The 21,864-nt window shown below is 56.2% G+C and carries 20 protein-coding genes and 1 riboswitch; of the genes, 8 read left to right on the top strand and 12 right to left on the bottom strand.

Annotated elements, in window-relative coordinates:
- Positions 1–170 precede the first annotated feature (170 nt).
- From cysN to fldB, 3 genes are all read right to left on the bottom strand, one after another.
- A complete protein-coding gene (cysN, locus tag QCD60_RS29140; protein WP_279790878.1) occupies positions 171–1,598 on the bottom strand; it encodes a sulfate adenylyltransferase subunit CysN in 1,428 nt (475 codons plus the stop codon).
- A gap of 93 nt (positions 1,599–1,691) precedes the next feature.
- Positions 1,692–2,636, bottom strand: coding sequence for a sulfate adenylyltransferase subunit CysD (gene cysD, locus QCD60_RS29135; RefSeq protein ID WP_279790876.1), 945 nt, complete (start codon positions 2,634–2,636; stop codon positions 1,692–1,694).
- A gap of 30 nt (positions 2,637–2,666) precedes the next feature.
- Positions 2,667–3,179, bottom strand: coding sequence for a flavodoxin FldB (fldB, locus tag QCD60_RS29130; RefSeq protein WP_279790875.1), 513 nt, complete (start codon positions 3,177–3,179; stop codon positions 2,667–2,669).
- A gap of 644 nt (positions 3,180–3,823) precedes the next feature.
- Here fldB and QCD60_RS29125 point away from each other — a divergent pair.
- From QCD60_RS29125 to QCD60_RS29110, 4 genes are all read left to right on the top strand, one after another.
- Positions 3,824–5,485 (top strand): nitrite/sulfite reductase, encoded by a 1,662-nt coding sequence (locus tag QCD60_RS29125; RefSeq protein WP_279790873.1) that lies wholly within the window; start codon positions 3,824–3,826, stop codon positions 5,483–5,485.
- Positions 5,469–5,972: a DUF934 domain-containing protein gene (locus QCD60_RS29120; RefSeq protein WP_279790871.1), complete on the top strand. Its 504-nt coding sequence runs from the start codon at positions 5,469–5,471 to the stop codon at positions 5,970–5,972. The genes QCD60_RS29125 and QCD60_RS29120 overlap by 17 nt, the downstream gene beginning before the upstream one ends.
- Before the next feature lie 98 nt (positions 5,973–6,070).
- A complete protein-coding gene (locus QCD60_RS29115) occupies positions 6,071–6,850 on the top strand; it encodes a phosphoadenylyl-sulfate reductase (RefSeq protein ID WP_279790869.1) in 780 nt (259 codons plus the stop codon).
- Positions 6,851–6,951: 101 nt separating this feature from the next.
- Complete coding sequence (locus QCD60_RS29110; protein WP_279790867.1) at positions 6,952–7,665, top strand: hypothetical protein; 714 nt, start codon at positions 6,952–6,954, stop codon at positions 7,663–7,665.
- A 39-nt stretch (positions 7,666–7,704) separates the two neighbouring features.
- Here QCD60_RS29110 and QCD60_RS29105 read toward each other — a convergent pair whose 3' ends face one another.
- The 5 genes from QCD60_RS29105 to QCD60_RS29085 all read right to left on the bottom strand — a co-directional run bounded on the left by QCD60_RS29105 (position 7,705) and on the right by QCD60_RS29085 (position 13,445).
- Entirely contained in the window at positions 7,705–8,721 is a 1,017-nt protein-coding gene (locus QCD60_RS29105; RefSeq protein ID WP_279790865.1) for a TonB family protein, read from the bottom strand.
- Between the two features lie 9 nt (positions 8,722–8,730).
- Positions 8,731–9,522 carry an ABC transporter ATP-binding protein gene (locus QCD60_RS29100; protein ID WP_279790863.1) on the bottom strand — a complete coding sequence of 264 codons (792 nt, stop codon included), beginning with the start codon at positions 9,520–9,522 and terminating at the stop codon, positions 8,731–8,733.
- 3 nt (positions 9,523–9,525) lie between these two features.
- On the bottom strand, positions 9,526–10,527 hold the full coding sequence (locus QCD60_RS29095) for an iron ABC transporter permease (protein WP_279790861.1): 1,002 nt from the start codon (positions 10,525–10,527) through the stop codon (positions 9,526–9,528).
- Positions 10,524–11,342: an ABC transporter substrate-binding protein gene (locus QCD60_RS29090; RefSeq protein WP_279790859.1), complete on the bottom strand. Its 819-nt coding sequence runs from the start codon at positions 11,340–11,342 to the stop codon at positions 10,524–10,526. The genes QCD60_RS29095 and QCD60_RS29090 overlap by 4 nt, the downstream gene beginning before the upstream one ends.
- 198 nt (positions 11,343–11,540) lie before the next feature.
- A complete protein-coding gene (locus tag QCD60_RS29085) occupies positions 11,541–13,445 on the bottom strand; it encodes a TonB-dependent receptor (protein WP_279790857.1) in 1,905 nt (634 codons plus the stop codon).
- A 187-nt stretch (positions 13,446–13,632) separates the two neighbouring features.
- A riboswitch (cobalamin riboswitch) is annotated at positions 13,633–13,863 on the bottom strand.
- Between the two features lie 209 nt (positions 13,864–14,072).
- On the opposite strand from QCD60_RS29085, the gene QCD60_RS29080 reads away from it, so the two are divergent.
- Positions 14,073–14,513 carry a GNAT family N-acetyltransferase gene (locus tag QCD60_RS29080; RefSeq protein ID WP_279790855.1) on the top strand — a complete coding sequence of 147 codons (441 nt, stop codon included), beginning with the start codon at positions 14,073–14,075 and terminating at the stop codon, positions 14,511–14,513.
- On the opposite strand, the gene QCD60_RS29075 is transcribed toward QCD60_RS29080, so the two are convergent.
- On the bottom strand, positions 14,510–15,172 hold the full coding sequence (locus QCD60_RS29075) for a substrate-binding domain-containing protein (protein WP_279790853.1): 663 nt from the start codon (positions 15,170–15,172) through the stop codon (positions 14,510–14,512). The two genes, QCD60_RS29080 and QCD60_RS29075, sit on opposite strands and share 4 nt — an antisense overlap.
- 356 nt (positions 15,173–15,528) lie before the next feature.
- Between QCD60_RS29075 and can the strand changes: the two genes are divergently transcribed.
- On the top strand, positions 15,529–16,182 hold the full coding sequence (gene can / locus QCD60_RS29070) for a carbonate dehydratase (protein ID WP_104155243.1): 654 nt from the start codon (positions 15,529–15,531) through the stop codon (positions 16,180–16,182).
- Between the two features lie 139 nt (positions 16,183–16,321).
- Here can and QCD60_RS29065 read toward each other — a convergent pair whose 3' ends face one another.
- The 3 genes from QCD60_RS29065 to ushA form a co-directional block, all read right to left on the bottom strand.
- Complete coding sequence (locus QCD60_RS29065; protein WP_279790850.1) at positions 16,322–17,155, bottom strand: SH3 domain-containing protein; 834 nt, start codon at positions 17,153–17,155, stop codon at positions 16,322–16,324.
- 275 nt (positions 17,156–17,430) lie between these two features.
- Positions 17,431–18,333, bottom strand: a complete 903-nt coding sequence (locus tag QCD60_RS29060) for an SH3 domain-containing protein (protein WP_279790848.1) — start codon at positions 18,331–18,333, stop codon at positions 17,431–17,433.
- Between the two features lie 467 nt (positions 18,334–18,800).
- Positions 18,801–20,462: a bifunctional UDP-sugar hydrolase/5'-nucleotidase UshA gene (gene ushA, locus QCD60_RS29055; RefSeq protein WP_279790846.1), complete on the bottom strand. Its 1,662-nt coding sequence runs from the start codon at positions 20,460–20,462 to the stop codon at positions 18,801–18,803.
- Between the two features lie 338 nt (positions 20,463–20,800).
- On the opposite strand from ushA, the gene QCD60_RS29050 reads away from it, so the two are divergent.
- Positions 20,801–21,457 (top strand): hypothetical protein, encoded by a 657-nt coding sequence (locus QCD60_RS29050; protein WP_279790844.1) that lies wholly within the window; start codon positions 20,801–20,803, stop codon positions 21,455–21,457.
- Between the two features lie 31 nt (positions 21,458–21,488).
- On the top strand, positions 21,489–21,827 hold the full coding sequence (locus tag QCD60_RS29045; protein WP_279790842.1) for a DUF2288 domain-containing protein: 339 nt from the start codon (positions 21,489–21,491) through the stop codon (positions 21,825–21,827).
- Positions 21,828–21,864 lie beyond the last annotated feature (37 nt).

The following is a 21,864-nucleotide window of genomic DNA, read 5'->3' as shown; positions in this document are numbered from 1 at the left end:
AATTACCCACTTCAATGTGCGGGTAGTAGTTGAGTAGCAGGGTCAGATATTGCGGGCGCAGGAGCGGAATTACAAGGTGCCAGGGGCTGGCGCGCTGTCTGAAAAAGCAAAAAGCCGAAGCAGGGCTTCGGCTTTTTGCTGGTATAGCTCACTGAATAGCGAGACAGGTATTAACGCAGCTTGCTGATATCTTTCGCTTCCCAGTGAGGGAAGTATTTGCGTACCAGTGCGTTTAGTTCCTGTTCGAAAGCCTGCAGACGCTCAAGCTCATCCAGTTCCTTCTCGCCCTGTGCATCAGCGATACTGGCGATCATGCCTGCTCCCAGAGTAGCGTTGGACATGCGGTCGATCAGAATAAAGGCGCCGGTGGTGCTGTTCTGTTCGTAGGCATCCAGAGCCAGTGGCTCATCCGTTACCAGACGGCAACGACCAATCTCATTCAGAGCCAGACTGCGAGTGGCAGACTCGGCCATGGTGTTAACGTCAGTCTTGAAGTCGATGCGTTCTACTTTGGCAGGAATCAGCTTGCCACCGGTTTTCAGCCAGTAACGCTTGCCTGCTTCCAGTTCAGCTTCACTCATCCAAACAATGTCAGCATCGAACGTATCAGATACGGTCGGCAGGTTGTCAGTCTTGACGATGACGTCTCCGCGGCTGATATCGATCTCGTCTTCCAGTACCAGGGTAATAGCCTGAGGAGGGAAGGCTTCGTCCAGCTCACCGTCGGCAGTCACAATGGCCTTGACCTTGCTGGATTTGCCAGAGGGCAGGGCGGTTACGCTGTCGCCTTTACGCACGATGCCGGAGGCCACCGTACCGCAGAAACCACGGAAGTCCAGATTGGGGCGGTTGACGAACTGTACGGGCATGCGGAAGTCATCAAAGTTGATGTCTTTGGTGATCTCAACGTTTTCCAGAATCTGCATCAGCGGCTCACCCTGATACCAGGGCATGGCGTCAGACTTGTTCACCACGTTGTCACCGTTCAGGGCTGACATCGGCACAAACTGGATATCAGGGATATGCAGAGCCTTGGCGAACTCCAGATATTCATCGCGAATGCGGTTGAATTCGGCTTCATCAAAGTGCACCAGATCCATCTTGTTGATGGCGACGACAACGTGCTTGATACCCAGCAGGTTGACGATAAAACTGTGACGGCGAGTCTGGGTCAGCACACCACGGCGGGCATCGATAAGAATGATGGCCAGATTGGCGGTGGAAGCGCCGGTGGCCATGTTACGGGTGTACTGCTCATGGCCGGGGGTGTCAGCAATGATGAACTTGCGCTTGTCGGTAGAGAAGTAGCGGTAAGCCACATCGATAGTGATACCTTGCTCACGCTCAGACTGCAGGCCATCCACCAGCAACGCCAGGTCCAGCGCTTCACCTGCATTGCCCACACGTTCGTTGTCTTTGTGCAGGGCTGCCAGATGGTCTTCAAAAATCAGCTTGGTGTCATAAAGCAAACGGCCAATCAGGGTGGATTTGCCATCATCAACGCTGCCGCAGGTGATAAAGCGCAGCAGGTCCTTGTTCTCGTGCTGTTTCAGGTAGCCGAGGATATCGGATTCGATCAGTTCGGAGGCGTGACTCATTCGATTCTCCTAATCGGAAGAGCAGGCACTGATGCTGGCCTGCAAGCTTCCATATCTCATTCGTTCTTGCTAAGGGCGGTGAACAACACGCCTTTAGAAATACCCTTCGCGCTTCTTCTGCTCCATGGAGCCTGCCTGGTCATGGTCGATCACTCGGCCCTGACGTTCGGAGGTTTTGGTCAGCAGCATTTCCTGAATGATTTCAGGCAGGGTGTTGGCGGTGGATTCCACCGCACCTGTCAGCGGGTAGCAGCCAAGAGTACGGAAGCGTACTGACTTCATCACCGGCTTCTCGCCTGCTTCCAGTGGCATACGTTCGTCGTCAACCATGATCAGGGTGCCGTTGCGCTCAACCACAGGACGCTCTGCTGCGTAGTAAAGGGGAACGATTGGGATACTTTCAAGGAAGATATATTGCCAGATATCCAGCTCGGTCCAGTTGGACAGCGGGAATACCCGAATGGATTCGCCACGGTGAACCTTGCCGTTATAGAGGTTCCACAGCTCAGGACGCTGGTTTTTCGGATCCCAGCGATGTTTCTTGTCACGGAAGGAATACACACGCTCCTTGGCGCGGGATTTCTCTTCGTCACGACGGGCACCACCAAACGCAGCATCAAAGCCGTACTTGTCCAGTGCCTGTTTGAGTGACTCGGTCTTCATCACGTCGGTGTGGATCTTGGAGCCGTGGGTGAAGGGGCCGATGCCCTGCTTAACCCCGTCTTCGTTGATATGGACAATCAGGTCCATGCCAAGCTTTTTGGCCATCTCGTCGCGGAAGCTGATCATTTCCCGGAATTTCCAGGTGGTATCCACATGCATCAGCGGGAAGGGAGGCTTGCCAGGGTAGAACGCCTTGCAGGCCAGATGCAGCATGACCGCTGAATCTTTGCCGATGGAGTACAGCATCACCGGGTTTTCAAACTCGGCGGCTACCTCACGGATGATATGGATGGACTCTGCTTCAAGCTGCTTCAGGTGAGTCAGCTGACGTTCAGACAGGGTATTCACTACTGATGGTTTGGTCGCTTCGGACATGGCACCCTCGTTATGCAGACAAACCCGGCATCACGCCAGGTTTGCTTCCGATTTAATCTGCTGGACCCAGCGCTCAACCCGCTCATCGGTTTGATCGCGTTGCCAGTCTTCATCAATGGCCAGGCCTACAAACTGCTTGCCGTCGGCAGTGGCAGCCTTGGAGGCTTCGTACTCGTATCCTTCGGTAGACCAGTAACCGATGGCTTTGCCGCCCTGGGCGATGACTTTGTCATGCAGCATGCCCATGGCATCAAGGAACCATTCGGGGTAACCAAACTGGTCGCCCAGACCGTAAAACGCGACGGTTTTATCGGCAAAATCGACGTCATCTACGTCATCCCATACTTCCTGCCAGGCTTCCTGAATCTCGCCGTAGTCCCAGGTGGGGATGCCGAAAATGATGAAGTCGTAGGCTGCCGCAACGGCAACAGGTGTATCGTCCACACTGTAGACGTCTACATCGGCACCCAGCTTGGCGATGATCTTCTTGCCGACTTCCTCGGTGTTACCTGTGGTTGAGCCATAGAACAAGGCGATAGACATGAACACTTTCCTTTTAACTTCGTTTAACCAGTTAGCAGGCAATCACGGTTTGCACTGGTCAGCCCTGTCCTTATTTGCTTGGTTTGAGTGTCTCCATCGCAGTTCAATCACTTAGTGATTGGGTTGGAGAGGGGACGGGTCCTAAAACAGTGTCGGCGAATTTTAACAGAGCCATCATAGAGGCATAGATTTAAAACAAAAAAGAATAAATTGGCATGTTGTCATTTCCGAAAGATATATGAATGGCGTGCAGCGGGCAGAGCACGACACCGCCTTAATTTCATAATCAAAGAAGCTATATAAATAAGAAATTATTCTTTTGAGTTATATAACCTCCTCCTCTACCATGCTCAGCCAATAGTGAAAATGGGTCGAGCCATCGCTGGTCGTCAGGCTGAATTCGGCAGGGCGAGAAGTGGTCGGTGATGGTTGGGTAACGATGTGGTTGTATGCCTGCACATTGAGACCCACACATAGTTAACAGGCTATGCCTGGCTCCCCAATTGCTCTGATGGCGCACTGGACAGACGTCCGCTGCGCAGAAAACTTACTAATAAAGCAGGGCTGCATGCTGACACAGTACTTCCGTGAAGTCGGTGTCCATGTGGAAACAAACCGTGAATCTGAGTGTGTGAAAAAGCCCCATGTACGTTTATAACGAATATGACCAGCGTCTGGTGGATGATCGGGTCGCGCAGTTCCGTGACCAGACCCGCCGTTATCTGGCAGGTGAATTGCCCGAGGACGAATTTCGTGTCCTGCGCCTGATGAACGGGCTCTATATCCAGCGCTTCGCTCCCATGCTGCGCGTGGCCATTCCTTATGGTCTGCTGTCTTCTGACCAGCTGCGCAAACTGGCTCATATTGCCCGTACTTACGACAAAGGCTATGGCCATTTCACTACCCGTCAGAACATCCAGTTCAACTGGCCGACGCTGGAATCTGTACCTGACATCCTGGCGGAGCTGGCTGAAGTGCAGATGCATGCCATTCAGACCAGTGGTAACTGTATCCGTAATACCACCAGTGATCAGTACGCCGGTGTGATTGCTGGCGAAGTGGAAGATCCTCGTCCCTGGTGTGAGCTGATCCGTCAGTGGTCAACGCTGCACCCTGAATTCGCTTATCTGCCACGCAAGTTCAAGATCGCCGTGACCGCCAGCGAGCGCGACCGTGCTGCCACTCAGGTGCACGATATCGGCATCCATCTGACACCAAACGAAGCGGGTGAAGTGGGTTTCCGTGTCTATGTAGGGGGTGGTCTGGGCCGCACGCCGTTTATCGGTCAAGTGATTTGCCCCTGGCTGGAAAAGAAACACCTGCTGTCCTACCTCGAGTCCATCCTGCGCGTTTACAACCTGCACGGGCGCCGTGACAACAAGTACAAGGCGCGTATCAAGATTCTGGTTAACGCTATGGGCATTGATGCATTCCGTGATGCTGTTGATGCTGAGTGGGCGCATGTCAAAGACGGCCCCATGACTCTTGATGAGCAGGAAGTGGTACGCCTGAAAGCCTACTTCACCGAACCTGCTTACGATTCTGCCGCAGCCGCTGATGCAGGCCTGCAGGCGCTGTTGTCCGGCAATAGCGATTTCCGCGTCTGGTTTGAGCGCAACACCCGTGAGCACCGCGTCGAGGGCTATCGCATCGTCGTGCTGTCTCTGAAACCGCTGCTGCGTGCCCCCGGCGATGCAACCGATGCACAGATGGACGCCATCGCAGATCTGGCCGATGAGTACAGTTTTGGTGAGCTGCGCGTCACCCACGACCAGAATCTGGTACTGGCTGACGTCGCTGAAAAAGACCTGCTGGCCCTGTGGCAGAAAGCCATCGAGCTGGATGTGGCGCGCCCCAACGTGGGAACCGTCACCGACATGATCTGCTGCCCCGGCTTCGACTTCTGTTCTCTGGCCAACGCTCAGACTATTCCTGTCGCTGAAGCCATCAACAAGCGTGTTGAGCTGCTGGACTTTGTCCACGATCTGGGCGAAATCAGCCTGAATATGTCTGGCTGCATGAATGCCTGTGGTCACCACCACGTAGGTAACATCGGTATCCTCGGCGTCGATAAGAAAGGCGAGCAGTGGTATCAGATCACCATCGGTGGTTCGGCGGCAGAAGATGCCAGTCTGGGCAAGGTGATCGGCAAGGCCGTGCATCAGGATGAAGTGCCTGAAACCGTGGCCCGTCTGCTGGAAGTATATGTGGAACAGCGTGAAGGGGAGGATGAGTCCTTCCTGGATACCGTTCGTCGTGTAGGTGTTGACCCCTTCAAGGAGCGTGTATATGCCCCTCATCATTAACAGACAGTCTCAGGTTGAGCAGGTTGAAGACACCTGGACCCTGTGTCTGGATGCCGAGGCTGCGCTGCCTGCCGGTGACGTGATCATTCCTCTGAAGCGTATGCTGGCCGATGCCAATGGTGAGATCAGCAGCCATGCTGGTCGTGTTGCACCGCTGGTCGAGCCTGCTGACGATACTCTGACAATCAAGGATCTGGTGGGTACATTGCCGCTGGTGGCTGTGCACTTCCCGGTCTTTACGGATGGCCGTGGTTTTACCCACGCCCGCATCCTGCGCGAGCGTTTTGGCTATCAGGGCGAAATCCGTGCAGTGGGCGATGTGACCCGTGATCGTCTGCAGTACATGGCGCGTTGTGGTTTCGATGCCTTCCTGATTGCGGAAGATCGCTTCAAGGCCGAACACCTTGAAGCATTGAGCGAGATCGGAGTGGACTACCAAGGGGGCGCCTACGATCCCCGTCCACTGTTCCGCCGCTGGGCACAGTAACCCGCTCAAAGGACTGCTTGCGCCGTCAGGGTGCGGGCGGTCCGGCCCGATCCGGCTCCGTGGCGAGCCAACTGAACCGATTACCGTGAGACACTGAGATGAGCGATAACCAAGCCAGGGCGGCACTGTCTGAAGTGCTGCAGGCCAAAATCGAGCACAGTATCCGTCTGCTTCAGGAAGCCGAAGGCAAATATGCCAGGGTGACCTTTGCCAACAGTCTGGGCGCGGAAGATGTGGTCATCACCCACCTGATTGCCCGGCATGCACCGGCGATCAACATGTTCTGTCTCGATACGGGTCGCCTGCCTGAAGAGACACTGACCCTGTTGGCGGACATTCAGCAACAGCTCAGTTGCCGGATTCAGGTGTTCTTTCCCCGTCCTGAGGATGTGGAAGCCTATGTCAGTGAGCATGGCGTGAATGCTTTCTACGAAAGCATTGAACTGCGCAAGGCCTGCTGCCATGTACGTAAAGTGTTGCCACTGAAGCGTGCACTGGCAGGCTATGACGCCTGGGTAACCGGCATTCGCCGCGAACAGTCCGTCACCCGCGATAACGTCGCGTTCACTGAGCGCGATCTGGGCAACAACATGGATAAGCTCAATCCGCTGGCTGACTGGACGGAAAAAGAGGTCTGGGCCTATATCCGCCACTTTGCCGTGCCTTACAACATCCTGCACGACAAGTTCTATCCCAGCATCGGCTGCGCGCCCTGTACCCGCTCCGTCACTTTGGGCGAAGATGTGCGGTCTGGACGCTGGTGGTGGGAGAATGCTGATCTGCGCGAGTGTGGTCTTCACCCCGGTGCGTCAACACCATTGAAGCAATCCGCTGGTTCAGCCGGTGCCGCGTTTTCTTCTCTGAAGCGCCCCGATTGAAACGCTGTTCGGAATACGTTCAAACCCTGCCCTGTGCAGGGTTTGTTGTTTCTGCGCCATCGGCTGCTTGTTTTACTGCCGTAGTTAGGGATGTGTGTGGGGTGAGTGCGAACGTGTTTGCCCGCAACGCAGAGGTCCTGCTGCTATTGCTCTTATCACTGTCGGCTCAGGCCGGGGAGTGGCAGCTGTACAGGCAAGACAGAGGAGTGGCTGTCTGGTATCGCGGAGCTGACGATGGTCGCTCTATGGAGCTGCGTGGTGAGTTGCAGGTGCAGGCCCAGCCTTCGGCATTGCTGGCTGTGCTTGAAGACGCCGACAGCTTTTCCAGGTGGGTGGCTTACGGTGAGCGGGTCCGCTACCAGCCTCTTATCGCGCCAGCCTCTCAGCCACAGGCACTGAGCCAGCTGGTGCACAGCTATTTCAATCCGCCCTGGCCGATCAGCAATCGCGATCTGCTGGTGCAGTCGCTGGCGGGTACCGACCCTGATGGCAGGCTATGGCTGCAGGTGCAGACGAGTGCCAATCGTCTTCCTGCCTCGGCGGATTATCTGCGTATTCCTGATGGTCAGGCGTGCTGGAAGGCGGAGCCGATACCCGGCACGGTAATGACCCGTATCCGCCATCAAAGCCGCTACACCGACATTGGTCTGGTGCCGCGAGTACTCCAGCATCTGGCAGCACGCCGGGCATTGTTTTCTTCGTTGTTACGGCTGCAAACCCTGATCAGTGCCGAGCGCTATCAGCAAGGCCGCTACGGCCACTACCGCCTAAGCCCGGCTGAGTTGCAGTACTGCCAGCAGCTGGAAAAGTGGTAAACGGTCGGTAGCGGCCTGCAGACGCAGAAGATCAGCTGCTTACTGCAGCTTGAAGCGGATGGGGACCAGCACGGTTTCAGAGCTGCCAGCCCGGAACCGCCATTGCTGTACCGTTGCCAGTGCAGCACGATCCAGCACGCCATAACCACTGGACTCGGCAACATCCACCTTCTCAGCACGGCCATCGGGTGTCAGCGTCACACGTAAGGTCACACGCCCTTGCCAGTTGTTCTGCCGCGCGCGACTGGGGTAGTGAGGCGAAGGGTTGTCTGCACTGCCCAGCGTGTACCTGTCACTTGCTGATGATGGACTGCCCTTGTTTGCTGCTGCAGCAGACTGTGTAAGGGGCGAGCTGCCCGCGCTGCTGTCTTTTGGCGGCGTCTGCTTACTCGTGTCCGTCTGTGGCGGGCTATCGGGTTTGGCGGGTTGCAGCGGCTGGTTGGTCGGCTGAGCCTGCATCGACGTTGTAGCGTGCTTTTTCTCCGCTGCTGGAGGTTTTGGTGCTGCAGGTGGCTTGATGTGGGAGGCGGGTTTGGCAGCGCTGACGGGGCTCTTTTTTTCGGGCAGCGGCTTGGGTTTGAGCGGTTTGGGGGCTGGCTCGCTGGCCTCTGTCACGGTCGCGACTACGGGCACGTTGGGCCGCTTCCGGCTCTCGTTGTCAGCCGTTGCTGGTGATGGCGAAAGCGCTGCTGTGGAGGGCACCAGGTCGTGCTCCACCTCTTTTATGGTGACAGCGGTTGTTGCAGGCGGAGCGGCTACAGGCTCAGGTGCTGAGGGTGGCGGCGGGTTACTTTGCTCAGCCTGTTGCGATAATGGTTTTGGCAAAGAGGGCGAGTCTGCCGGTTGCTGGCTGGCCGCATAGCTCAGCTCGACGGCGATGGCTGAGCCACTGGTTGTCCCACTACCCGGCTCTCCCATACTGAGCAGCCAGGGGGTGTGGCTGAGGGCAATCAGGGCCACGCCATGAGCCGCCAGTGATACCAGCAGCCATAACCATAGTGAGCTGGAGAACACTGAGCGGCTGCGCTGTGAGTGAACAAGGGGCATGGCTGTCATATGCAGGGCCTAGAACGGGCTCAGAGCCTGAATCTGCGGTGGCCTGACTTGCCAGTCGACTCGGAAGTCGACCCCATAGACCGGATTGATATGAGCTGGAACCAGTACTTCAGAGGCCAGGCCATCAGCACGCACTTTGCCGTTGTGCATCAGAATGACCCGGTCTGCAAAGCGCGCAGCCAGTTCCAGATCATGCAGTACTACCAGCACTCCTTTGGGAATGATACTGCCCTCGGTAATCAGGTGAGCCAGGCGGCGCAGTACCGCCATGATCGACAGCTGATGGTGTGGGTCCAGACCCGCCAGCGGTTCGTCAGCCAGCAGCATCGGGGTATCGCAGGCCAGCGCCCGGGCAAGCATGACTCGCGCCAGTTCTCCGCCCGACAAGGTGTTGACGGTTCTGTTCTGCAGGCTGAGGCAATCGCACCGGCTCAGTGCCATGTCGACCAGCGGGTGATGCTGATCAACAGTATTGCCTTGTGCCAGTCGCCCCAGTGCGACCACTTCCCTGACGGTGAGCGGCCAGGCGCACTGGTGTTGCTGTGGTACATAGGCAATATGACGAGCCAGCTGCTGAGGTACCAAGTTGCGATAGCTGTCATCGTTGAGATAGATCTGGCCTCGGTAGTCGCTGACCAGCCCGGCCAGCGATTTCAGCAGCGTTGATTTTCCCGCTCCGTTCGGGCCGATGAGTGCGACAAGTTCACCCTGTTTCACCGTCACGTCTGCCGGGCCCAGCAGTGCTTTGCGCTGATGACTGACCTCCAGCCCGGCGGCGCAAAGTTGCATACCACTTTGCATGTGTTACTCCTCCTGTCGCTGGCGATAAAGCAGATGAAACAGCACCGGCGTACCAATCAGTGCAGTGACGACGCCGAGTTTGAGTTCGTTACCCATGGGCAGGATGCGAATCAGGGTGTCGGCGAGTAACAGCAGTGCACCGCCCCCCAGCAGTGAGTGTAGCAACAGCTTGTCAGGACGATGCCTGACCAGTGGACGCAGCAGGTGCGGAACGACCAGACCAACAAAGGCGATACTGCCGGTCATGGCGATGGTGCTACCTACGCAGAGTCCACAACCCAGCATGATGCGTGTCCGCAGGCGCTGGGGGCTGATACCCATGGTAGCGGCGACGTCCGGCCCCAGGCTCCAGCCATACAGGCTGGGCCCTGTGCGCAGCAGCAGCCAGCAACCCAGAGCCACGGCCGGAATGATCAGCAGGACCTGAGGCAGCCCTTTATCACTGGCTGAGCCCATCAGCCAGAAAATGACTTCCAGTGCGGCAAAGGGGTTGGGTGCCAGGTTCAGTGCCAGCGTGGTGAGTGCCGAGGCCAGTGCAGACAGGGCAACCCCCGCCAGAATAAAGCCGGTCATACTCATGCTGTGGCGGGCCAGCCAGCCCAGGGCGGCCAGACCTACTGCTGCACCGATAATGCCGCCCAGCGGTACCCACCAGGCCAGTGTGGCAAGGGGGCCGAAATAAAAGGCGATCACGGCGCCCAGTGCTGCCCAGCTATTGATCCCCAGCAGGCCGGATTCCGCCAGAGGGTTATGACTATAACCCTGCAGTACCGCCCCCGACAGGCCGAGACTGGCACCGGTGATGAAGGTTAGCAGGGTGCGTGGCAGGCGCACCTCCAGAATGAGCTGGCTGGTATCAAAGCCATCCGGAATGCTGAAGCTGCCACCGGGTGCCAGTATCAGTGAAAGACAAAACAGCACGGCAACAATGATCAGCAGCAGGTAGCGCTGTTCGTTGATGCCCAGCAGCAGGCTGCGCGAAGCGGCGTGTACGTCAGAGTTCAAGGAGTGTGCTCCAGAGAACGAGATGAATCGGTGGGTAATATTGCCAGCTGCTGATTGAGTTGTTCGAGGGTACGAATGACCTCCGGTGTACCGCAGGCAAGGCCATCGTCGGTGAGCGTGATCAGCTGCCATGGTCCCTGTTGCAGCCAGTCCTGCTGCAGCCAGGCCTGGCCTAGCCCAGGCGCGGCGTTGCTGCTTTTGAACACGATGATGATTTGCGGCTGCCAGGTGATGACCTGCTCCGCTGTGGCGCGCTGCCAGTTGCGCTGGCTGACAGGGCGAACGTCTACCAGACTGGTATGGCGCAACAGATCGATGGCCAAACTGTCATCGGTCGCCATCCAGCCACCGTTCTGCAACACCAGCGTGCGGCGTTGTTTGCCGGCAGCCTGCAGCCCACTTATCGCAGAGCGCAGATTGCCCACGATCACGGCGGCTCGGTCATGCTGGCCCAGGGCATCCCCCAGTACGGTAATACGCTGCATCATGGTGTCGAGATTTTGCAGGGCAGGCAGGCTCAGGGTACGGATATGCAGCTTGTTGAGTAGCTGTAGTGTGTTGCTGGCACTGTAGGCATCGGTGACCACCAGGCCTGGGTGCAGCAGGGCCACTTCATCGGCATTGGCATGATTGAAATGGAGCGGGCTGGAAAACGTTGCCGTTCCCAGTCTGGCATCATCGGACAGATAACTGGCCGATATCAGCTGTGCGCTTGCGTCCAGACTGCTGATCAGCTGGTCGGTACAGAAATGCATGGATACAACGCGCGCAGGAGAAGCCCTGCCGAAGGACGGCAGGGCGAATAGCAGCAGCATGCATACACCCATCGGGCGTATGCATGTCATCAGGCGCTTAGCAGGTCGTTGAAAATCGATCTGCGTTGCCGAATACCGCGTCAAAAGCAGGCTCAAAATGCTCATTTAGTTCACTAAACTCCGCTTTTTTGCCTGTTTCTTGTGCCCGCGGGGTATTTCCTTGTCTCGGCTGCCTCGATAACGTTTTTCAACCACCGGTTAGAACGCCGCATTGACGCCGACATATAGAGCGCGACCCTGAGTGCCGTAGCCGTACAGCTCTTCATAATCGCGATCAAACAGGTTTTCCACACGTGCAGTCAGCTGCCAGGTTGGGTTGAGATCATAACGACCAGACACGTTGAACACGGTGTAGCTGGGCAGGTGGTGGCTGCCGCTGTCGTCACGCTGGCCTTTGTAGACAATGCCCGTATTAATGGCGGCAGGTAGCCCGGCGAGTTTGTAGTCCACGTAGACAGAGCCTTCATGCCAGGGCTGACGCAACAGCGCAGTGCTGTCTTCCTCGTTATCCACATCGGTATAGGTGTAGGAGGCATTCAGCTGCAGCTGTGCGTTGATCTTGCCGCTGGCGCTGACTTCCACGCCCTTGCTACGGGTGACACCCTCAACGTTCTGATAGGTGAAGGTGCTGTAGTCGTAGTCGATCTGATTCTTGACGCGGTTGCTGAACCAGGTCAGATCCAGGCTCCAGTCACCCAGCTTCTGCTCGATACCGATATCACCACCATGGCTTTCTTCAGCAGTCAGGTCGCGATTGCCTGAGTAGGCATCAAATAGCTGATACAGGCTGGGGTTCTTGATACCTGTTCCGTAGCTGGTATGCAGACGGGTCTGGGGCAGAACGTTCCATGACAGGGCGGCACGTGAGCTGTTCTCGTTGTCGAAGTCATGGTTGTCATCGAAGCGATGGCTGAGACTCAGGCTGGCGGTGTCGCTCAGGTCAGCACGATACTCGGCCACCCAGGAATCGCTGCTGTTGTCTGCTTCGCCCTGAGCGCTGTAGGTGCTGTTAAAGCTTTCTTCTTCGTGTTCCAGCGCCACAATCAGGGTGTTTTCCAGATTGGGCAGGGCGGCGATACCAAAATGATACTGGCCCTGATAGTCCGCCTTGTTGCTTTCGCCTTCGTAATCGTAGTTACCGCTGGCCTCGGTGTAATAGTTGCGCAGCGTGTTGGCATGGCTGAAGCCGATACGGTTCTCGAAATTGCCATCCAGCAGTGCAAAGTTGGTTTCCAGTCGCACGCTGTTACGTTCTGCCGTGCTGAAATCATTGTTGTCGGTCAGGGCGAAGGTCAGCGGGTCGTAGCCATCATAGTCAAGGCGGCTGTAGTTGTGGCTGACATTCAGGCGGACGTCCCAGTCATCGGTCAGGTGATAGGTCACCCGGCCATTAACCTGGCGGGTGTTGTTCTTGTCCTTCTCGTCGTTGCCACGATCTTCGTTGAGGGAAGAGAACGCATCACTGTGCAGCCCTGACAGGCCATAGCCGTAGTCCACCTTTCCGGCACTGCCGCTACCGGACAGGCTGAGCGTCTGGGTGTCATTGGTGCCTGCTTCGGCGCGCAGATTGGTGCGGTTGGGGCCGCCCTGACGGGTGATGATCTGAATCACACCGCCGATGGCATCGCTACCCCATAGCGCGCTTTGCGGGCCACGAACAATCTCGATGCGTTCAATATCGGCGACCAGCAGGCTGCCAAGATCCATGCTGTTGCTGATGTCGGAGGGGTCGTTAACGGTCACGCCGTCGATCACCACCTTGACGAAGCGCTGGTTCAGGCCGCGAATACGAGCATACGTGACTGAACCTGGGGTGGATGTCTGATAAATGTTGATGCCGGGCATACCTCGCAGGGCATCGGCAACACGGGTAATCTGACGTTGCTCCAGTTGCTGGCGGGTCAGCACAGTGACAGAGCTGCCGACACTGCTGGCTTCCTGCGGCAGTCGGCTGGCTGTCACCAGCAGTTCATCGGTAGTGGTGTCGTCATCCGCCGCCAGAGCGTTGACGGCAAAGGTAGCAGTCAGACAGGCGACGGCCAGCGGAGTTAAAGCTGGGCGCAACAAGCCTGCACCAGCGAAAGCGGTAAAAGAGGATTTCACGGCGTAAGTCTCCAGAGATTCAGATCGACAGACCGTGGAACGGCACTACAGCAACGGCATGCAGACCTGCGTCAGGGGAAGGGACGCAAGACGGAGCATGAGTTGGAAAGATGAAGTTCAACGGTCTGTCAGGAAAACTGACGCGTCGACGATGATGACACCGGTCTGGGATTCACCCCGATCACAGACATGACACGCATTCACAGGCAGGTATCCTGGCTCGGTTCAACGTCTGTCCACCTTCCCATCGGGCTACGACTGCATGCGTCCTGGCGATTGCATGATTCCTGTCAGTGGAACGGTCGTATATGACAGTGGTGTATTGGACAGACTCCCCTTCACAGTTGCGGGGGCAGCTGGGGATTCTCACCCCATTCCCATTTGTTCCTGTTACGGAACCTGCGAATGCGCGCACTTTAACGCATTGATACAAAAAACGCGACTTGTATTGTGAGTGAAAACCCGGTCTTTACCTTGGTTTTATCCGCCGAAATGAAGTGGTCCGGCAGGGGGATATTCTTTGGCACAGAACCGCTTTATCGCAGCTTCGAGGTAATGTTGGACGTGAACTGATGAAGTGCTGTCGGTATGATAGGCGCCAGTTTTCTGTCGAGTATCGGAGACATCATGCCTCTTGCACAATGGTACCGCTTTGATCAGCTCAGTCCGTTGCAGCTGTACCGGCTGCTGGCCCTGCGTCAGCAGGTGTTTGTGCTTGAACAGCAGTGCCTGTACGCCGATATCGATGGTGCTGATCCAGAATGCTTGCATCTGCTGTATACCGATGAGCACGATGCGGTGCTCGGCTATCTGCGGATTATTCCCGGTGATTCGGTGCGTATTGGTCGGGTCGTGGTGGCTGAGACGGCACGAGGGACCGGACTGGCGGGTCGCCTGATGGTGTCGGCGCTGGACTATATCAGGCAGCACTTTGCGCAGCATGAGGTCGCACTCAGTGCGCAGGCGCATTTGACAGCGTTCTACGGGCGTTATGGTTTCGTCGCGGAGTCGGAGGAATACCTTGAAGACGGCATTCCCCATGTCGATATGCGCTTGTCGAAGGTTTAAGGCAGCGGAAGGTAGCCGACTTCCTGCAGCTGATGCTGGACTGTGTCGCTGCTCAGCCAGCTGAGAAAAGCGGTAGCCAGCGCCGGTTGAGCAGAGGCGACAGTCTGCGCGCCTGCCAGAATAATCGGCTGGTACAGTTTATTGGGGACAACCCAGAATGTGCGCGGGTCGGTGCGTCGGGTCTTTAGTGCTGTCAGTGATACCAGGCCACCGCTGGTGCTGCCTGAGGCGACCAGGGCAAAGGCGCCGTCTGCCGCAAACGACTGAAATACGCGGCGTGGAAATGGCCACAGATTGAACAGTGTGAGTACCTGTCTGGCGGCATTCCCATATGGGTCCTTGTCAGGCAGGGGAATGGACAGTGACGCGGCGTTGTAGAGGTCGCGCTTGCCGGGGCGATGGCTGGAAGGTTGCCAGTAAGCCAGCTGGCCGCGTGTCAGTGGCAGAATGCTGTTGCTGGCGATGACACCTGACTGTGCCAATGTTTCCAGCTGAGCGGACGTCAGCCCAAGCACAATGTCGGCCTCTCTGATACTGTCCAGCTGCTGCTCGATGGGCGTAGCCTGCAGGGTTGAGTAGCTGACCTGACGCTGGGTATCAGGAGCGAATTGCTGAGTGAGTGGGGCTACCGCTTTCTGCATGTCGTCGGTTGTCAGCACGTGTAATTCGTTTGCCTGTGTGTCTTTACCCACAATAAGCAGCATCACCAGAATAAACAGAGCAGCAATACAGCTGCCGGATTCAGATCGGTTTCCATGCGCTGATCTACGTTGAGGCCGTGGTACTGCAGAAGGGGCTGCCATCGTGGCCGCTGACAGTGCTTGAGCAAAGGTAGGGGGTGGGGGTAAATGCTCTCCTGACATCCTCAAGTCCTCTGTTCTTCGGGTTGGCGTAGGTCAGCATAACGGATCAGGCGCGTGAAGGCAGGCTGCTATCGCTTAGCAAAGGATACAGTCTGTGACTGACGCTCTGGTTTCAAGTCAAGGGGGATACCCCCATAGCAGAAGGTCTGTCTATGAGCTCGAATCTAGATCATTTGTTTGCCAAAAACGCCGATTGGGCTGCGCGTATGGAAGAAGAGCGCCCCGGCTTTTTCAAGATGCTGTCGTACCAGCAAACCCCCGAGTATCTGTGGATTGGCTGCTCGGATAGCCGTGTTCCCGCCAACGAGTTGATGGGCCTGTTGCCAGGCGAGGTGTTTGTTCACCGCAATATTGCCAACCTGGTGATTCACTCAGACCTGAATGCCATTTCTGTTATCCACTTCGCCGTGCGCGTACTCAAGGTCAAGCACATCATTGTCTGTGGTCACTATGGCTGTGGCGGTGTGAAGGCAGCGATGGAGAATGGTGATCTGGGGCTGATTGATAACTGGCTGCGTCATATCAAGGACACCTACTACTACAACCAGCAGGCTATTCATGCACTGCCGGTGGGTGAGCGTTTGAATCGCCTGTGTGAAATCAACGTCGTGGAGCAGGTTTCCCACATCAGCCACATGAAGGCGGTGCAGAACGCCTGGGCCAATGGTCAGGAGCTGGCCATTCACGGCTGGATCTACGGTATTGAAGATGGCTTGCTGCGTAATCTGAACGTAACCCGCGACCACCTCGAGTCTGTAGACAATATTTACAGTCTCAATCCCACCGCCTTCACGCGTGAAGACTGAGCGGGATGTAACGCTTTCATTCCGACGGGCTCTCTGAGTCGTTGAGTGGGATCAAAAAGCAGTGACTAGCTGCTGTGAATAGCTGCTGTGAATAGCAAGGGGAGCCAATGTGGCTCCCCTTGTTGTTTCCTGCTACCGATTAACGGTTAGCCCAGGTACCGTTGAAGTCCTGGCACAGACGAGACTGCTCAGTGGTCTTGACTGACTTGGAGCGGATATCCAGTGCCAGTGTCTGGCACTGAGTGCGGACACCGATGCTCTTTTCGCGCACGACGTCGGCGGAAAAGTTGAAGAAGGTTACATCTTTGCTGGCCAGAGTACCGGAGAAGGTATCCAGATCGGTCGCGCTGGCTGACTGCGGATAGGGAGTCGGTGCGACCAGCGGGGCATACATATAGCCTACCAGTACACCGTTGCGGCCAACGGCAATCCAGTCGGTGTCAGTTTTACCCAGCGCGGTGAACGTAGTGCCCAGCAGCAGGGTGGCGGCGACAGATGCATCAGTGCTTGGTGCGGTACGGATATTGACGCCACTGGTGGATTTCACCCAGTACGGGATGTTCAGCAGGGTTAATGAATCGACGGGGGTTACTTCAGGCAGGAAGCGCAGCGTCGCGGGTACCAGATTGGCTTCGGCTGATTGAGGCGCGATAGAAACCGAGGTTTTGTTGCGACGGGTTTTCCATGAAGTGGTCTTGCCTTGCAGCAGGACTTTCTGTGTGGCCAGCGCCAGCGCCTGACGATCCTGATCATTGATGTCACCCAGTGACGAGGCGATCGAGCCGGTGCTGTAGTTGGTAGTCAGGGCATCCAGGGTTTGATTGGTCACCTGATCATACTGGGCGCCGACGACGAACTTGGGTCCATTGTCTTCCGACGCGGCGGCAGCCTTATTGTTCTTCTGCTGTTGTCCGGCACAACCGGCCAGCAGGATGGAGGTGGTTAAAGCGGCAACAAGATAGCGGGCTTGCATGCAATACTCCTCTGCATTGGTAAATGTCAGAGAAGAGTCGCGCTTCCATGCAAAGGCGAGGAGGAACCGTCTTCCCTGACGGATTGAGTAACATAACCGGGGCGAAAGTATACCATCAGATACATAATGTTAAATAAGTTTGTTGGCTGTGATGGAGATATATTTTTCTTTACCTTGTGTGTTCGTGCGCGTTTATCACGTTACCTGTCCGGCTCGATGCCTTTCTGGCGGTAATAATCTGTCCACGGAAGCTGCGACGTTTACCAGAGATGACTCTAGCGTTGTTGCCATGCGCCACTGGCAGTCTGACAGACGCGCATATGCTTGATTTTCTTTGCCAGCGGAGTGCTGATGCCAAACTCTAACGTCTGGCAGCCCATGCTCATTTTGACGGTCGTTTGTTGCACCTGCTCATCCTTGAAGTGAAACTCCTGGGTATCGTCTTTCTCCAGCGTGCCCGTCAGGGCATCCAGATCTGTTTCCGCTGTAGACAGCGGGTAAGACACCAAGCCCGCCAGATCAGCCGAAATATAACCCACCAGGACACCATCCCGGCCAATGGCCAGCCAGTGTTCAGGGGTTTCTCCCAAGGCATCGAACGTCGCTCCCAGACGCAGAATGGTAATCACTCGTGCATCCGTCGTGGGGGCACTACGAATATTGGCCCCATCACCAGAGTTGGCCCAGAACGGTACGTTCAGCAGCGTCAGCTCCGTCGGCGGGGTGACGCCCTCAACATGGCGGAGTGTGGCACTGCTGTCATATTGACTGTCGAGCAGATGCTCTACGGCGACTCGGATGTCTTTGCGCTTGTTGATCCACACTGCGGGCTGACGCTGCTGCACTACACGCAGCGTGACCTGAGCCAGTGCCAGCTGATCGCCTGAGCTTGCTCCCTTGAGTAGGTCGGCGAACTCCTTCTCCTGAAAGAGCGTATTGAAATGGCTGACGGTCAGTTCTGCGGCTTTGCCATAGTCGGTACCCAGGGTGAAGGGAGGGAACTCAGGCTGTGCCTCTGGCACATCGGGAAAATGGGAGCGAACGGCCTGTGGCGGCTTGGCACTCTCGACTTCCTGTGGTTGTTGTGGTTGTGGGATTGTGGTGCTTTTTTTTGCTGCACAGCCTGCGAGTAATAGGGCGATGAGTACGACTGTGCTTTTCTTCCAGCACTTCTGCATCTGGTGTGTCCTCTGATAGGGCGATGGCTGCTGGCTGTGCGGTATGGCTGTGTGATACAGCCGGACACTGGCAGAACTGGCAGCTGTCTTCTCAGCTAAGTGGCTATCCATAGGAGTCAGCAACTGTTCATAGGCGCCAGTCACTGGCCCCAGTTGATGGGTATGACCATCGCGTCGGTGCAGCAGTATTGCTGCAAACTGCGCTTTTATCCAGAAAAGCCCCTGAAATGTCTGCGGCTGGCGATAGATTCCTATCTCTCCGCCTGATCTTTAGTCAGCGCTAGAAATGGTCTGGTTCCCTTTGGCTTGCTGGTGCTGACGGGGTCATAACTCAGGAGGGGAGAATCAGAGCGGGGAGGCTAATGGCGGGCAGATTCAAATCGGGAAGTGCCTGCCTCTTGCTCGAAAAGGCAGGCAACCCGCTTAGCGTGTAAATAGGTTCTGCGCGGTACTTACCATCGAACTACTTACTGCCGAACGACCTTGTCTCCCGGCTCGAATTCGGTGGTATCAATAGTGCCGCGGGCATGCAGGAAGTCCTTTAACGCAGCCGCGTCGACAATGCCGGTGTTGACGAAGTCGGCCCGCTGATCAAGCACAGGGTACTTATCGCCACCGGAGGCGGAGAAGCTGTTGATGGACAATCGGTACATCTCATTATCCTGCACCTCACGACGCCCTTTGCCGTACACCACGACATCACTGACGGCACCATTGGCGTATTTGAAGCTGACACCACCAAACTGGGCAAAGGCCCCTGAATCCACCGGCATGGCAGCGATGGTTGCCAGGTAGCCTTTCAGCTCCTTGCCTGTCATTTCCACAAAGCACACGGCGTTGGCAAAGGGTTGTACCTTGAGCACATCCTTGTAGGTGATCTGCCCTGCTTCGATACTGTCGCGTACCCCGCCGGAGTTGACGATACCGAGATCGGCGTTGGCGGCATTCATCTGTGCCACCGCAATCAGTTCGCCAAGGTTGGTGGGATGGAAGCGCACATCTTTGCGATCACCATCCAGGGTGCCATTGCTGCTGGCGACGACGGCACTCAGCTCCTTCTGTCCTTTTTCCTGATAGGGCGTCAGGAACGCCAGCATGGCCGGATCTTCCTGAATACGTTCGCCCACCAGTACGCGCTTGCTTTCGCCATCAACCTTGACCTTTTTCGTCATGTTGATAGGGATGAGCTGATAGCGGTCCAGCGTCAGTTTGCCATCCTTGAAGGTGAAGTCAGCACGACCGACATATTTTCCCCATTCATGGGCTTGCACAATGATGGTGCCGTTCTGCGTGTCAGGAACGCAGGGATCGCCCGGCTGGAAGGCTGCATTGGAGACATTCTCTGCCTGCATGCACACCGGATCCTGCGAATGTCCACCAACCACCAGATCAATACCGGGCACTTGTCGCGCCAGACTGACATCACCCGGTGCATTGATGCCGTGCTGGGCATTGTCGTAGTGGCCCATATGGGTTGCAGCAATGACGATATCGGCCTGCTTGTGCAGGGAAGGCACCAGTTTGGCTGCCTCTGCGATGGGGTTGCGGAAGTCGATGCCGTTAAGATATTCCGGGTTGCCGATCTTGGCTGTGTCTTCCGTGGTCAGTCCCATGACCGCAATCTTGATGCCCTGTACATCGAAGATGTGATAGGGATCAAACAGGCGTTTACCGCTGGCATGGTCATAAATATTGGCGGACAGCAGCGGGAAGCCTGCCCAGTTTTGCTGCTGGCGCAGGACGTTCAGCGGGTTGTCAAACTCGTGGTTGCCAATGGCCATGGCGTCATAACCCAGCATTTTCATGCCTTTGAAGTCTGGCTCGGCGTCCTGCAGGTCAGACTCGGGGACGCCGGTATTGATGTCGCCACCCGACAGTAGCAGCACGCTGCCACCTTCAGCCGCTACTTCCTGACGAATCTGGTCGATCAGTGTTTTCCGTGCTGCCATACCGTATTCTTCATGGTCATTGCGCCAGAAGTGGCCATGGTGATCGTTGGTATGTAGGATGGTCAGGTGGTAGGTCTTGCCAGCGGTGTAGGCAGGATGGTACTGGACACTGGAGCAGGCACTGAGGGCCAGCACGGTGCTGACCGCCAGAGCGGCAAAAGAAAGGCGACGAATCGGCATGGGCGTTCCTTGTGTATGCGGGGGAATTCGTAGTGATGGTGAAATAGTTGATAAAGATTGCAATATTTGTGCAGGTTATCAACCGGGAGGATGGTTTTTCCTTGTAAAGACCGCGTAGCCATGTCGCTTAATGGGCTTTATGGAAGAGCAGAAAAGATTTTAATCCTGAGCGAAGCTGTTAAGATTTCGCCCCACATTGGGCGCCGTTGAATCGGAAGAGCAGGGCTCTTCTTCGTCAAACTGTGCTGGACGATCCATCACCGGGTAAGGCCTGAGCTGAGGTTGACTCCCGCTCGCTCTGGCAGGCGCCGACAAAGACTTTCGGCAGTGAAGCTATCATGATCAAGAAGTTAGTTTGTCTGGCGCTGGCTCTGGGAGTCAGTGGCTGTGATCTCAAACCGCAATCTTTGCTGGGCTCTTCCTCATCGGGTGAGGCCGTACCGCAGAGCACTGATGGCAATGTACAGCCACGTATCAATCAGGATGATTTCATCAACCACGCGGTGGATGCCGTGGTGCCACTTAAAGTGGGTAACAGCTGGAGCTATGTGGTCAATGGTGACCCGGCCAGGCTGGTCAGCTCAAAGGTAGAGAAGATCCAGATGCTCAATGGTCAGCCCTGGTACTACTATGATGTGCTGGGCGCAGGGCACTGGGTGCGTGGCAATGCGGATGGTTCACTGGATGAAGCCGTGGACTTTTATCAGGCGCCTGCACTGACCGAAGCGAAGCCACGTACCGAACAGAACCTCGTTGCACCCGACGGACAGCAGCGCGATTACCAGAATGAAGGCGGCTGGATTAACTATCAGCACTGCAAGTTGCCGTTAAAAGTCCCTGCTGGGGTTTTTGACTGCGATATGTATACCTTCAAGACGGGTATCAATGAGAAGCGGATAGAGTTCTATGCCAAGGGTGTTGGTCTGGTGAAGGTCGAGATTCAGCGTCTGCAGGGCATAGAAACCTATGCGTTGCAGCAATATCAGGTCAAATGAGCCTTGGCTCAACAAGAGCGATACGAAAGCAATGAATGAGTCACAAGACGGCTTGCCGTTCGCCGGGGAGGCTGATCGCACCCTGTTGCAGCACAAGATCAATCTGGAGACGGCACAGATCAGCTGGAAGGAAGTTGAACGCTTTTTTGCCAGTGGTGATCTGGTGTCGGTTGCTGCAGAGCTCGATCTGGTGGCAGTGGCGCTGGCTTTTGCTGAAGACCGTGCTGAACAGATTCAGGGCTGGCTGCGTCAGGGGCTGGTCGGTAAGACTACGGTACCGCAAGCCTTACACTGGCATGAGCATAATGCCTCATTGTGGGCAGTGGTCGTCAAACCCTGGGTTCTGGTTCAGGAAAACGCGACGGTATAAAGGCTGTCCTGCGTAGCAGAGCGCGCCAGGTTATCCG

Source organism: Pokkaliibacter sp. MBI-7, from assembly GCF_029846635.1.
Lineage (GTDB): Bacteria > Pseudomonadota > Gammaproteobacteria > Pseudomonadales > Balneatricaceae > Pokkaliibacter.
This window is presented reverse-complemented; position numbering and strand designations above follow the sequence as displayed.

Coding starts and splice junctions, on each gene's coding strand:
- cysN (WP_279790878.1), bottom strand. CDS start 1,598: ATGAGTCACGCCTCCGAACTGATCGAATCCGATATCCTCGGCTACCTG.
- cysD (WP_279790876.1), bottom strand. CDS start 2,636: ATGTCCGAAGCGACCAAACCATCAGTAGTGAATACCCTGTCTGAACGT.
- fldB (WP_279790875.1), bottom strand. CDS start 3,179: ATGTCTATCGCCTTGTTCTATGGCTCAACCACAGGTAACACCGAGGAA.
- QCD60_RS29125 (WP_279790873.1), top strand. CDS start 3,824: ATGTACGTTTATAACGAATATGACCAGCGTCTGGTGGATGATCGGGTC.
- QCD60_RS29120 (WP_279790871.1), top strand. CDS start 5,469: ATGCCCCTCATCATTAACAGACAGTCTCAGGTTGAGCAGGTTGAAGAC.
- QCD60_RS29115 (WP_279790869.1), top strand. CDS start 6,071: ATGAGCGATAACCAAGCCAGGGCGGCACTGTCTGAAGTGCTGCAGGCC.
- QCD60_RS29105 (WP_279790865.1), bottom strand. CDS start 8,721: ATGACAGCCATGCCCCTTGTTCACTCACAGCGCAGCCGCTCAGTGTTC.
- QCD60_RS29100 (WP_279790863.1), bottom strand. CDS start 9,522: ATGCAAAGTGGTATGCAACTTTGCGCCGCCGGGCTGGAGGTCAGTCAT.
- QCD60_RS29090 (WP_279790859.1), bottom strand. CDS start 11,342: ATGCTGCTGCTATTCGCCCTGCCGTCCTTCGGCAGGGCTTCTCCTGCG.
- QCD60_RS29080 (WP_279790855.1), top strand. CDS start 14,073: ATGCCTCTTGCACAATGGTACCGCTTTGATCAGCTCAGTCCGTTGCAG.
- can (WP_104155243.1), top strand. CDS start 15,529: ATGAGCTCGAATCTAGATCATTTGTTTGCCAAAAACGCCGATTGGGCT.
- QCD60_RS29065 (WP_279790850.1), bottom strand. CDS start 17,155: ATGCAAGCCCGCTATCTTGTTGCCGCTTTAACCACCTCCATCCTGCTG.
- QCD60_RS29060 (WP_279790848.1), bottom strand. CDS start 18,333: ATGCAGAAGTGCTGGAAGAAAAGCACAGTCGTACTCATCGCCCTATTA.
- ushA (WP_279790846.1), bottom strand. CDS start 20,462: ATGCCGATTCGTCGCCTTTCTTTTGCCGCTCTGGCGGTCAGCACCGTG.
- QCD60_RS29050 (WP_279790844.1), top strand. CDS start 20,801: ATGATCAAGAAGTTAGTTTGTCTGGCGCTGGCTCTGGGAGTCAGTGGC.
- QCD60_RS29045 (WP_279790842.1), top strand. CDS start 21,489: ATGAATGAGTCACAAGACGGCTTGCCGTTCGCCGGGGAGGCTGATCGC.